Here is a 15,038-nt window from a genome sequence, read left to right on the forward strand (position 1 = left end):
AATGGATTTCTTGGATTTTATTAAATTTCGATTTAAAAAAGTAGTCGGGCTTAAATTTTTTTGTGTAAAAAATAAAATGAATTGTTATGAAAAGTAAAATTACTACTCTTATAAATAAGTATATTTTCGTTTTTGTCTTAGTGACATTTTTTTCGTCAACAAAAACTTTTGGGCAAATCGGATTTCCAACTTACGGTGGTTTTTCCCAAATCTGTGCTGGTGGTTCAATTCCAACCCCACCATTTATTTTTAATTCATATACTATAAATTTTACATTTACAACAGCAAACACTTATGTTTTAGAAATGTCTGACGCAAACGGATCTTTCGCCACATTAACAGGTATAACGATACTTTCATCACAATTAGCGACGAGTCCCGGAAGCTTTACTTTTAGAGTTCCAACAACAACAGCGGGACAAAGTTACAGATTTAGAGTACGAGGTGTATCTCCCGCAGAAACGGGCCCTCAAAGTTCACCAGCAATAGCCGCTTATTATAAATCACATAACATAGATTTTACTTTAAACGGAGGAGTGTCGCCATTAAACGTTTGTAGTAGCGGAAGCTTTCTGCTTCTTATAGACAACGGTCCATTATCCAATGATTCTCCAGTAGATTTTCCAGCCTTAAAATACAGATGGAAAAAAAATGGGGTATTTGTTCCAGGCGAAACAGGTTCTTCTTTAAGTATTAATTCATCAGGAGATTACCAAGCCTTTATAGATTATGGTGATTGCTCCACTTTTGATGATGGACAAATAGAAAAATCAGCAAAAGTAACCGTAAACATTGCTGCAACAGGATCTACATTTACAATAGCTTCGAGTGGAGGAAATACAATTTGTCCCTCAAGCCCAACAACACTAAGTGTTGATGCAGGATATCAGTATCAGTGGTCTCGAGATGGTGTTGCAATATCTGGTGCAACAGCTAATACTTATGTGACTGGTCAAGCAGGATCTTACACGGTTGTTGTTAATCAAGGGTGTTTGTCTACTTCAGCGCCATTTGTTTTGTCAACCACAGGTTTTAACTCAAGTATCGATGTGCAGCAAGAACCACTTGTAAATATTATTGCGGCCGGAGAAACCAAAACCATTACAGTCACTACAGACGCCGCAAGCCCTACTTTCGAGTGGTATCTAAATGGAGCTTTAATCCCTTTAGCAACAACAAATTCTTACAGTACTCCAGATGTTGGTCATTATAAAGTGAAAATAAGACAAACTACGGGCTGTGATGTTACTAAAGAATATTTATTTGAACTTAAAGAAGGAATAAATCCAAAAGAAGTTCCAAACCTTATTAGCCCAAATGACGATGGTAAAAACGACACTTGGATACTTCCGCAAGAATACATAAATGCAACTACCGAAGTTTTGATTATTAGTCCACAAGGAAATGTAGATCTTCAAACGGTTAATTATCAAAACGATTGGCCTATCAAGGAAATCGTTTTCAAATCGACAAATCCGGTATATTATTACATTATTTCTAAAGACGGAAGCCCAGTAAAAAAAGGGTCAATCACAATCATAAAATAATATGAGAAAAGAATTTATAAGTTTATTACTGATTTTAGGTTTCATTTTGCCCAACCACTCACAAACAACAGGAGGTGTGGTTTCGTTCGATGTGCCTGCAAAAAATTCATTAAAATTTAATAAATTCTTAATAAACCCAACTTTTAGTTATGTTCGTGAAGACGAATCTTTTGTTAGCATGTATAACAAAAGACAATTTTCAGGACTCGAAAACGGACCACAAGCTTATTTTGCAAGTTATTCAGGAAAATTTAGAGAAGACAACGGAATCGGTTTCGGATTATTTCAAAGAAATTATGGTGTGCTAACCACATTCGGAATCGTCGGAAACTTTGCAAGAAATGTAGAACTTTCAAACGACAGTAACTTTACTTTCGGATTAAATTTGGCTTACGTAAATAGCGGACTAAATACAGGAAAAGTTGTCACAGGAGAAGCTGAACCATTGTTAGAAACCGTACCAAAAAATTCATTAATTACTATTAATCCAGGATTAAATTATAGCTCTGGTTTTATGGATTTTGGTATATCTGCAAACAATATTTTTACCTATAATTTCTCAGGCTCAGATATAGTTTCCGATGATCCAGCAAGAAGTTTTGCAGGACACATTATGTACACAGGTTATATGTACAATTCTGGGTTTTTAGAAAACGGTAAATTTTCGATGATAGTAAAAGGAGAAGCCGCAAAAGGAAAAACCATTTTCGGAACTAATTTACTTCTAAACGCACCAAAAGCAGGTTGGATACAAGCAGGATATAATAGCCTTTACGGAATTTCTGGAGGAATAGGTGTTACAATCTCAAAAAAATTAGCTTTAGGATATACTATAGAAAAAGGAATAGGAAATTTATCAAACTTTGGTTTATCACACGAAATTACGTTAGCATACAAACTAAAAGGTTACGGAGATTTCGAAGACTACAAACCAATAGTTAAAGCAACGAAAAAAACAAATTCTGGAACAAAATCAACTGCGGTTAAGAGAAAATCATCTGCCGAACTTCACAAAGAAAGATTAGCAGCACTAGCACTAAAACAAGAACAAGACAAAGCAAAATTAGAAGCAGAACGTTTGCGTAAAGAAAAAGCAATAGCCGATGCTAAAGAAAAAGCAGAGGCATTAGCTGCGCTTAAAAAAGCCGAAGCCGATAGATTATTAGCATTGCAAGGAAAAGACAAAGCAGTTCTAGAGGCCGAAAGACAAAGAAAACTAAAAGAAGCTGCAGACGCAAGAGCCAATGCAGCCAACGAAGCCAGACTTAAAGCAGAACAAGACAAAGCAAATGCACTAGCAGAATCACAAAGATTGAAAAACGAAAAAGCAGCAGCTGACGCTAAAGCTAAAGCTGATGCAATTGCAAAAGCCAAAGCAGACGCGGAACGTTTACTGAAAGAAAAAGCAGATGCAATTGCACAAGCAAAAGCCGATGCAGAAGCGAATGCGAGAGCAAAAGTTGAAGCAGACAAAGCTAGAGCAGAAGCCGAACGTTTGCGTAAAGAACAAGCTGATGCGAACGCCAAAGCACTTGCGGATGCAAATGCGAGAGCCAAAGCCGAAGCCGACAAAGCCAAAGCCGAAGCGGATCGCTTACTTAAAGAAAAAGCCGAAGCTAATGCAAAAGCACTAGCTGATGCAAATGCACGAGCAAAAGCCGAAGCAGATAAACTAAAAGCAGAACAAGATAAAGCCAATGCAGAAGCTGAGCGTTTGCGTAAAGAAAAAGCCGAAGCTGATGCCAAAGCGTTAGCTGATGCGAATGCAAAATCAAAAGCCGAAGCAGACAAACTAAAAGCAGAACAAGATAAAGCCAATGCAGAAGCGGAACGTTTGCGTAAAGAAAAAGCTGATGCTGATGCCAAAGCGCTAGCTGATGCAAATGCACGAGCAAAAGCCGAAGCAGATAAACTAAAAGCAGAACAAGATAAAGCCAATGCAGAAGCTGAGCGTTTGCGTAAAGAAAAAGCTGATGCTGATGCCAAAGCGCTAGCTGATGCGAATGCAAAATCAAAAGCCGAAGCCGACAAACTAAAAGCAGAACAAGATAAAGCCAATGCAGAAGCCGAACGTTTGCGTAAAGAACAAGCTGATGCGAACGCCAAAGCACTTGCGGATGCAAATGCGAGAGCCAAAGCCGAAGCCGACAAAGCCAAAGCCGAAGCGAATCGTTTACTGAAAGAAAAAGCAGATGCTGATGCGAAAGCACTTGCCGATGCGAAAGCACAAGCAAAATCTGAAGCAGATAGACTAAAATTAGAAGCGGCTGCAAAAGCCAAAGCTGCTGCCGAAAAAGCTGCTGCTGACGCTGCAAATGCTAAAGCCGAAGCGGAACGTTTACTGAAAGAAAAAGCAGATGCCGTTGCAAAAGCCAAACTTGATGCTGAAAAAGCAGCAGCTGATGCAGCAAATGCTAAATCAGAAGCAGAACGTTTGCGTAAAGAAAAAGAAACCGCTGACGCTAAAGCCAAAGCTGATGAAGAAGCAGAACGTTTACGTAAAGAAGCCGAAGCTAAAGCTAAAATTGATGCAGCCAAAACTGCTGAAGACAAAGAATTAGATAATTTAAGCCAAGTTTTAGAAGACTCTAAGAAAAATCAGAAACAATCATTATCTAGATTGGACTCTATTGCGAAAGCAAAAGACGATGAACTAAAAGAACTGAGAAGAATAAATGACTTGTCTGATAAAGGTATTGTGAGCGAAGCCAAAGAGTTTCAAAGTACTGCTGGAGCAAATAGAGCACTAGAATCTTTAAAAACAGAAATTGCTGAAAGCTCGAAAAACCAAAGTAATTTCATCAAAGAATTTGAAACACTTACAAACGAAAGGTTGAAAAAAGTACCTAATAAAAATGATGTTGTCAACCAAAGTAATTTGAAAAACCTTGAAAAATTAAAACAAGATAAATTAATTAGCGACAGGCAAAATGCAGATTTATTAGCCAAATTAGAAACAATCAAGGCAGAAACTGATATCGAAAAGAAAAGAAGAATCAAACGAGCTCAATTTGATAGTGATGATACAAAATTCCAAAAAGACAGAGAAACATTAAAACAAATAAAATTAAGTACTGCGCCAACAGGACAAACCTATACGTCAACAGATTTTGATTATGGAGAAGAACAAGCCGGAACTCAAATTATCAAAAACAATGATAATATTGCTGAAGGATACTATCTTGTTGTAGCGGCTCATAAAGATGTTGCAAAAAGAGATGCTTTTGTTAAAAAAGCAATAGAAGCTGGTCAAACAAATATAGATTTCTTCTATAACGCAAGTAACGGAACCTACTATATCTATTATCAAAAATTAACTGAAATACAAGATGCTACAAGCGCCATGGAAACCAAAGGGAGTAAACCTTACAACGGAAAAATGGTAATTGTTAAGGTAGAAAAATAAGAGCATAAAGATTTTTTTAGCATTTTATTTGAAAAATAAAATGTTAAAAAAATCTTAATTACATAAAAAATAAATAACTTTAGTCCCATTTCTGAATCAAAAAGTTGTCCCCATGAGAATAAGAAACTACATATTATTGACTTTAGTGTTCATACTAAACACAATAAGCGCAAATGCCCAACTAGCAAGACCTTTTGCTGTTAGAAACAATCAGAGTTTAAGAGGTGATATGCATCTCATAGGAAATAATATTCTTAATTTTCCCGCAGGACCAGGAAACAGCACTCCCTATAATTTAACAGGAGCAGCAGCAACAGCTAATGATGCCATCAATATGAGTTATATTGATGTCGATTCTGACGCTTCAACCTTTAGTTCAAGTAGCGCAACACTTACCATACCTGCCGCTAGTGCATCGTGTTATAGAATAAGATATGCAGCATTGTATTGGTCTGCAACATATATAGATAACAATAGAGCACCTATTTCTAATGTGAAACTAAAATTACCAACGAGTGCCACTTACGTGGATATTGCCGCTGATAATTTAATATATGATGAGTTTGCAGGTAATTTATTAGGGTCATCATGTAAGCCTTATGCTGCTTATAAAGACATAACGGCTATGGTCGTTGCACAAGCCAATCCACAAGGGGTTTATACCGTTGCGAATGTAACTGCGACGACAGGAGATGGTTCATGTCCTGGAGGTTATGCCGCAGGTTGGAGTATTTATATTGTATATGAAGACCCTAATTTGCCAGGTAGGTATTTTACCACTTTTGATGGATTTGCAGGAATAAACGGAACAAACACACAAGATATTGATATTGTTGGATTTACAACAATTCCCATAGGCCCAGTTAGAGCAAAAACAGCTTTTTCAGCATTAGAAGGAGATAATAAAATAACTGGAGACAGATTGCGAATTCGTGGTGTATCATCAGTTCCTCTCACCACCTATTGGTCGATAATAACACCAGCCAGAGTTACTGGAAGTGCTACAGTAACAAATGCATCAGATAACTTTTTTAATAGTACCATTACCGACCCAGTGGGTATAATGCCAGCAAGAACGCCAAACAGTACAAATACTTTGGGTTATGATGCTGGGGTTGCGATTATTAACAACGGAGGAAATCTTGTAATTAACAACGGAGAAACTGCCGCTAAATTACGAATGGAAACCGATGGTGACCAATATTATATGTTTTTTAGTGCTTTTGCAATCGATATTATCGAGCCAAATATTGTACTTACTAAAACAGTACAAAATTTAGCCGGTGTAGATATTGGTGGAGCAGATGTAAATTTATGTCAAGATTTAGTTTATACTATTGGTTTTCAAAATATAGGAAATGATGACGCAACTAACTTTACAATTAGAGATGTACTTCCAATAAATGTAACTTTTAATCCAGCAGATTTAGCACTACCTGGCGCTTTACCTCCTGGTGTAACTTTTGTTTATACAGCAGCAACAAGAACAATCGTTTTTAGCATACCGCCAGGCTTAGTTAATGTAAACGATCCAAGGTTAGAAATAAAACTAAGAGTAAGAGTGGTTTGTACTTGTGATCAGCTAGATGACGCTTGTTCTAATGTGGTGACAAATCAAGCTTTTGCAAGTTATCAAGGTGTTATCAATACAGCACAAATAACAGACGATCCTAGTTTATCCTCTTTCTCATCATGTAATTTAAGTCCACCAAGTCCAACCAACTTCTTAGTAGGACTAGATGATTGTAATTTTACTACAGATGTTGTTCTTTGTGGAAACAATCCAATTACATTAACTGCAGCCAATGGTTATACAAGTTATGTGTGGAGTGGCCCAGGAACAATTACTCCAGTAGCGGGAACAAATAATCAATCAGTAATAGTAAACCAAATAGGGACATATACTGTAAATAATATTATTAGTCTTACGCCTTGTAAATCGATTGTACAAACATTTAATGTTACAGATTTTGGCGCAGGAGCACTAACAAATCCAGTTATTCCTTATGCAGATTCTGTTGTAATTTGTCCAAATGACGGTGTGCAATTACCACTCATATTTTTGTGTGGTGCCGGAGATCATACACTCATTCAAACGAATATTTCGGGAGCAACATCTATTACTTGGGAACAACTAAATCTAGGAGGAGCTTGTGTTGCAGTAGTAAATCCTAATTGTGCAAACACTAGCCCTGCTTGTAATGGAAATTGGATTAATCCAGTAACAGGACCAAATTTTGATGCTACAACAGCAGGAGAATATAGAGTAACTGTAAATTTTAACGGATGTTCTCGTATATTTTATTTTAATGTTTTTCAAAACACATTAAATCCAATAGCTACACCAAGAGATGTTGTTTGTACTACTCAAGGACAAATAACAATTACAGGTGTTCCAGCAGGATATGAATACCAATTAAATTGTGCAGGAGCATGGCAAGCAGGTAATGTTTTCACAGGTCTTTCAGCGGGAATTTATTCGGTATGTATTCGTCAAATAGGAATAGTAGGTGGTTGTGTTTTTACAGTGTCAAATATTCCTATTGTAAACAGAGTGTTTTCAGTTTCGGCAATTATTACACAACCTATTTGTAGTACAGATAAAGGAACTATAAACTTGGCAGCAAATGGTGTTTTACCACAATATACTTTTACTATAAACCAAATGCCAAGTAATGCACTGGTTAGCACTTTTGGCCCTACAAATAGCAGTAGTACTGTATTTAATAATCTAAATCCAGGGAATTATACTTATACTGTATCAACACAAGATGGTTGTACACAAACCACACCTTTTACAATTAATCAGCCACCATTGCTAACAGCTATGGTTACCTTAACAAAACCTTTAGCATGTACTGATGGAGAAATTACAGTTACTCCAACAGGCGGAACACCTCAATATAGTTATATTGTTACAGGAGCAGTTAGTGTTACTCAAGTAAGTCCAGGAAGCACAGTAATTGCAGCACCAGTTGCAGGAACATATAATATTCAAGTAGTAGATGATAATAACTGTTTTGTAAATGTATCAATAACAGTAGCGGTATCACCACCACCAGTATTTAATATTGTAAAAACAGATGTTGTTTGTTCAACTCCAGCAAATACAGGAACTATTACTATAAATGTGACTAATCCAAACGGCAATACATTACTATATAGTATAGATAATGGTGTTACATTCTCAAACTCAAATGTATTTAATAATCTTGTAGCCGGAACATATAATGTTGTGGTTCAATATACTTTAGGAACTTCGGTTTGTACTACGGTTGCGCAAGCTATAATTATTGCACCAGCTACTGCAATAGTAGGAATAGCAACACTAACTACTGATTATACCTGTACACATCCAGGAATTATTACCGTATCTGGAGTTGGTGGAGGAACACCAGGTTATACTTATAGTATAGATGGTGGCTCTACTTATCAGGCTGGTACTACATTTACTATAACAGCAGCAGGTACTTATATCATTATAATTAGAGATTCTAGAGGCTGTACTTTTGCAACCAACACAATCGTTGTGCCAGCACTAAATGGACCAAGAGATCTAGATATTAGAATTACAGATAAAATTACTTGTCCAACAATGACGGGGAATCTTAATGCACAACTTATTGCAGGAGGACTTGCACCTATAAGATTTAGAATTATTTCTCCTTTTGTTTCACCATATAACTCTTCAGGAAACTTTCTTGGTCTGACAGCTGGAACTTATTGTTTTGAAGTAATTGATAGAAACGATTGTACCTATACCGAATGTTTCACATTCGCTGCCGCACCACCTGCGGTTATCACACCACAAGTAACAAACAATGTTAGATGCTTTGGTACAAACACAGGTAACGGACAATTTACAATTACAGGGATTCTAAATAGTACAAATTATAGTTATACCCTTACGCCTCCAGGGACAACAGTAAATGGTACTACACCAGCTGCTGGATCTACAACAATCGTAGTTCCTTTAAACAATGTGGCAGCAGGAACTTATACAATTTCGGTATATAATGATGCAAACGAATGTACTTATACTTCATCTCTTACCATAGCTGGACCAGCATCAGCTTTGTTAGCACCTATTACACCAAGCCCAATAACTTGTTTAGCTAATGGTCAGGTAGTTGTAAATGCTTCTGGCGGTTGGGGCGGTTATACATATACGATTGCACCACCTACACCAGGAATAACACAAGCAGGAAATGTATTTTCTAATATTCCTGCAGGAACTTATACAGTTACCACTACCGATTCAGGTGGTTGTGCAGTATCAAACACGTTTACACTAGTAGGAGCAACGCCACCAACCGCGACTATATCGGCAGCATCAAACTTCTGTTATTCTAGTCCAGCGGGAGCAACTATTGTGGTTACACCATCAGGAGGAGTTGCGCCTTATACTTATACTATAAATGGTGCTACAAACCCATCAAACGTATTTTCAAACTTAACACCAGGTACTTATACTATTATAGTAACAGATGCTTTTGGTTGTACGGTAACATTACCAGTACAAACTATTGCGCCACAACTTACATTAAGTACAGTACTTACTAAAGATTTAGATTGTACGGCTTCGCCTAATGCAGTTATTACGGGAACAATAGGGAACGGTTATCCACCATATACTTATCAAGTAAGAATTCTTCCAGCGGTAGTATTTACTAATTTAGGTGCAGTTCCAGCAGTTCCAGGAAATATTTTCACTTATTCTACTGCAACAGCGGGAAGTTATCAATTTCAAGTTACTGATTCAAGAGGTTGTATAGTACAATCTGTTGTACACACAATTAATGCACTTGTTCCAGTAGCAGCAACATTTACTCAAGTAAATAATCTTTGTTTTGGAGATACTGCAGGAAGTGTAACTATTACGCCTTCAGGTGGCGTTCCAGCTTATGTTATAAGTTTTAACGGTAGTCCTTTTACTTCTACATTTACATATTCAGGATTAGCGGCAGGAACTTACCCATATATAGTAAGAGATACTAAGTTTTGTACTTTCAACGGAAGTGTTACTATAACAGCACCACTCCAAATTGCTTATACCGCTGTAGTAAATCCTATTGCATGTGCAACACCTCCTGCAACAGGATATGTTTTGGGATCGATTTGTGTAAATACATTAACAGGAGGAACAGCACCTTTTACTTATACTTTAGTAGATTTAACAAATGGTGGTGCAGCGCAAACTCACGTTGATCCAACGGGGGCTAATTATTGTTTCATTAACATAGATTTTGGAATATATGAGCTTAGTGTTACAGACGCTAATGGTTGTACGATTGTAAAATCGAATTTAATAATGTCTAATCCAGTTGACGATCTTGTTTTCGGATTTACATCGGTTGCCAATTGTGCATTGGGAGCTAGTTTAACAGCTACAATTTCGGGTGCTATTGGCCCAGGACCTTATCAATTTGGTATTCTTGATTTAACCATACCAAATTGGGCAAGTATATTTTTCACAGAACCTTTAGGAGTCTTCTCACACACATTCACTGGATTAACACCAGGGGCTATTTATACAATAGTAGTAAGAGATACAACTACAGGATGTTTATATCTTGAAACTGCTTCAGCGACATCTACAAATTCTACTATGAATGTAACACCATTAGTAGCTAATCCTGTACCATGTAGAGGAGGCGCAAATGGAACAGTAACATTTAGTTTAACAGGAATAAATGCAGGAACAACGTCTATTAGTTATAGTGTTCATTATGCTTCAAATAACCTACCGGTAGGTGCTGCAACAAATGGTACATTATTTGCGCCATTTGTATTTCCAGTAACCGTAGGGCCATTGGCACTAGGAACATATAATATACAGTTTACAGAAAATGGAGGTCCAATTTCTGGTTGTGGTGTGACATCGGCTAATTTTACGATAGTAGAATCAGCAACGCCCTTAAATTTATCTGCAACGACTACAAATGACAATTGTAATGTAAATGCGGGACGAATTAATCCTACTGCTTCAGGTGGAACAGGACCATATTTATATCAATATTTGCCTTCGCCAAGTGTTGCTCCAACGGCTACTTTGCCAGGAGCTTGGACTGCTACTAATCCATTCAATGGAGAAAGTGGAACATATGATGTATATGTAAGAGACGCTTACGGTTGTATTAGAATGGTAACAGTTGTTATTGGTTTAGATCCTACTCCAGTTATTACTGCAACTTTATTAGATGCTTGTGTGGCTCAAGGAACTTACCAAATTCGTGTTGATATGCCTACAGCAGGTATTGCACCTTATACTTTTAGTATAGATGGTGGTGCTTTTGTACCTAATACTACACCATTTACCATTTCAGGATTGTCTTCAGGCGTGCATACGGTACAAGTAAGAGATAGAAATGGTTGTGGAAATACAGTTTCGGTAACTATACTAACGCCACTTATCGTTTCGGCAGCATTTACATTACAACCAACTTGTTTTAATCCTGATGGAGAAATTACAGTAACTGCTACAGGTGGTTCAGGTAATTATGAATATACTTTATTAACGCCACCTGCAACGGTTGTTCAAGGACCACAAGCAAGTAATATTTTTATTGGTTATGCCGCAACAGTAGCAGGTTATATTGTTAGAGTAAGAGATTTAACTACAAATTGTATTGTAAATATTCCTTTTAATCCAACACCTGCAACACCAATATCATTTAATGCAACAACAACTCCGGTTAATTGTAATGCTGGTAGTGATGGTACCATTACAATAACTTTAGGTGCAGGAAATAACAATCCGGTTTATACGTATCAAATTACTACTGGACCAGTTACTACCCCAGTACCACAAAATTCGAATGTGTTTACAGGATTGCCAGCAGGAAGTTATTCTGTTGAAGTAGTTTCAGGTAGAGATTGTAGACTTACACTTAGCAATATTATTGTAGGAACACCGACACCAGTAGTTGCTACTGGGTCTGCAACAGCATTTGGTTGTAATCCAGATAATACAGTTAGAGTTTCGGTAATTACTGTAAGCGGAGCAGGAGGAACACCGGCTTATACTTATAGTATTGATGGAATAAATTATTTAACAACCAATACTTTTAATATTATCGATAATGGATTAATTCAAAACTTTACGGTTTATGTAAAAGATTTGAAAGGTTGTATTGATACTGATACAGTTACAATAAACCCATTACCAACAATTACAAATGTTACTATTTTAGGATTACCAAGAATTACATGTACTAATCCAGAATTAGTGACGCTTACTGTAACTGGTGGTTCAGGAAACTTTACTTATCAAATATTGCCTTCTGGAGCTGCAAATGTTACGCAAGTAGGGACTACAAATCAGTTTAATATTTCGGCACCAGGAACTTATAACTTCCAGGTTACGGATACTACTACGCTTTGTACTTTTGCAGTCGTACCTTATGTAGTTGCACCATTTAATAATATTGATGTTTTGGCAACTGCAACTGCGCCAGTTACTTGTTTTAATGGAACTGACGGTGCAATTTCGATAAATGTTACAGGTTATTCAGGCGCTTATACTTATACTATTTTTGATAGTTTAGGCAATCCTGTTTTACCAATAAACAGACCAGGAAACACAGCAACTAACCCTCAGACTGTTGGACCACTAGCTCCATTTGGTTTACCAGCAGGAAGTTATACGGTGCAAGTTTCTGAAACAGGAACACCTTTCTGTGTTAAAGTTTCTAACGTAGTTACCGTAGCAGGACCTTCGGCAGCATTAACATTAACAGCGATTGAAACTGCAAATGTTACTTGTACTAATAACCAAGGTGTTATTAACGCAAGTGCAACAGGCGGTTGGGGATCTTATGTTTACACTATAGCACCAGGCTTACCAGCAGGAGCGGTACAAACAGGAGGCGTATTCACTAATATGCCAGCAGGTGCTTATACTATAACAGTTAGAGATTTACTAACTTGTTCTGATTCAGAACCTGTTACGCTTGTTTTGCCATCACCTATTGCGGCTAATGTTAATGCAACATCACCGTTATTGGCTTGTTTTGGAGATAGTACATCTATCAATATCTCGAATGTGACCGGTGGACAAGGAAGTAATTATACGTATACAATAAAAGGACCATTGCCTTCAACAATAGCTTCTGGACCATTCCCTTTACCAGCTTCTGGTACAGTGACTATTTCAGGTATTACAATAGGAAATTATGATGTTGAAATAAGAGATGGTTGGAATTGTTTTAGTAATTTCCCAGTAGTTATTACACAACCTAATCAGTTGACATCAGCTTTAAATACTACAACAGCTATATCTTGTACGCAACCAACAGTGTTAACCTTAACTGGTTTTGATGGAACGCCTCCATATAGTTATAGCACCACCCTAGGAGGAGTATATACTCCGTTTATGTTTCCAACATCAACCGAAATTAGTATTCTTCCAGTCGGAACAACAGGAGTGTTTTGTTATTATGTACAAGATGCAAATGGTTGTAAAACCAGCACTCCATCTTGTGTGACGATTTCACCTTTAGATACATTGTCACTAACGTTAATATCAAAAGTAGATGTAAATTGTTTTGGTGATACGACTGGTGCAATCAATGTTTCTGCTCAAGGAGGTTTAGGTAATTACCAATATATATTACTAAATACAGGAACAGGTATTACTACAGGTCCTCAGGTCTCAGGTAATTTCCTAAATTTACCATTTGGAAATTATGAGGTTAGTGTGGTTAGTGGTGATTGTGTAATACCACCACTTTTAGTAACATTAACACAACCAACGGCACCATTTAATGTAACCGCTACAACAACAGGAGCTACTTGCTTTGGAAATACCGATGGTGAAATCATACTTACAATAACAGGCTATGTAGGGCCACTAACGTATGTTATAACAACATCAACAGCTATACCACCGGTTTATAACTCGCAAACTATACAGTTGCCAGTTACTGAAACAGCACCAGGTTCGGGTGTGTGGACTGCTACAATATCTAATTTGGCTGCTAATACAGTTTCCTCTCCTCCGGGAGTAACGCCAGTGGTATATTCAAATTGGTATTCTATCTTATTGCAAAACGGACCATTGGGTTGTAGTGATGAATTACGAAATCTAGTTATTACGAGACCAGAGCCAATAACGCTAACACTTAATACTACTACACCACCTGTTGTTCAGGCACTATGTTTAGGAGATACAGCTACTTTCAGTATTACTGTTGCAGGAGGTACTCCGCAATACAGTTATAGTTTAGATAGCAGTACAGGTCCATTTATTTTAGGTGCGGTTGGACAAACAGTATTCCCTTTTTCAGTGCTTAACGGAGGTACACATATTGTTTATATTAGAGATGCAAACGATTGTACTGATAGAATAACAGTTGTTCTAAACACACCGGCAAATTTTGCACCTGATTATGACTCTGAATGTATTTTGAATGCACGTCAGTATACAGTTAATGTAAACAGTACGCCACCTAATCAAGTAGCTACCTATAGTTTAGACGGTGCGTTACCATATAATTCAGTAAGCACATTCACCGGACTTACGCCTGGAGCACACTTTGTTGATGTTAATGTTGCAGGTTGTATTAAACGAGTTCCGATTACTGTAGTACAACCAATAGTGCTAACAGTAAGCAATGGAGGTCTTAATGAAATTGTTGCCACTTCAACAGGGGGATCAGGCGGAAATTCATATACTTTCAACGGATATGATAATGGTACCAATAGTTACATAATAACTGAAACAGGTGTTTATACAGTTAGAGTTACTGATAGCGATGGATGTTATGATGAGAAACTATTCCCAAAAACTTTCATACCAATAAGAATTATCAACGTGTACACACCAGGTGATGGTGGCGGATGGTCTCCACTAAACACGTCTAATTATCCTAAATTAATGACAAGAATTTATGATAGATATGGTCGTATGGTAGCGGAATTACCAGAAGGACAACAATGGTATGGTAAGTATAACGGACAAGAATTGCCATCAGGAGATTACTGGTATGTTGTAAAAGTTGACGAAAGCAACGCCGAGGAATTTGTAGGTCACTTTACATTGTACAGATAATTTTAATTCAAGAACTATGACAACGTCACTAAAT

At 37.2% G+C, this 15,038-nt stretch carries 3 protein-coding genes; all 3 read left to right on the forward strand.

Annotated elements, in window-relative coordinates; genetic code table 11:
* Positions 1-86: 86 nt before the first annotated feature.
* The 3 genes from BM053_RS07350 (at position 87) to BM053_RS07360 (ending at position 15,004) form a co-directional block, all read left to right on the forward strand.
* A complete protein-coding gene (locus BM053_RS07350) occupies positions 87-1,547 on the forward strand; it encodes a T9SS type B sorting domain-containing protein (RefSeq protein WP_091475756.1) in 1,461 nt (486 codons plus the stop codon).
* Position 1,548: 1 nt separating this feature from the next.
* Positions 1,549-4,953 (forward strand): PorP/SprF family type IX secretion system membrane protein, encoded by a 3,405-nt coding sequence (locus BM053_RS07355; protein ID WP_091475759.1) that lies wholly within the window; start codon positions 1,549-1,551, stop codon positions 4,951-4,953.
* A 112-nt stretch (positions 4,954-5,065) separates the two neighbouring features.
* Positions 5,066-15,004 carry a T9SS type B sorting domain-containing protein gene (locus BM053_RS07360; protein ID WP_091475763.1) on the forward strand — a complete coding sequence of 3,313 codons (9,939 nt, stop codon included), beginning with the start codon at positions 5,066-5,068 and terminating at the stop codon, positions 15,002-15,004.
* Positions 15,005-15,038: the final 34 nt, after the last annotated feature.

The sequence above is a fragment of the Flavobacterium swingsii genome, assembly GCF_900111965.1.
Classification (GTDB): Bacteria; Bacteroidota; Bacteroidia; order Flavobacteriales; family Flavobacteriaceae; genus Flavobacterium; species Flavobacterium swingsii.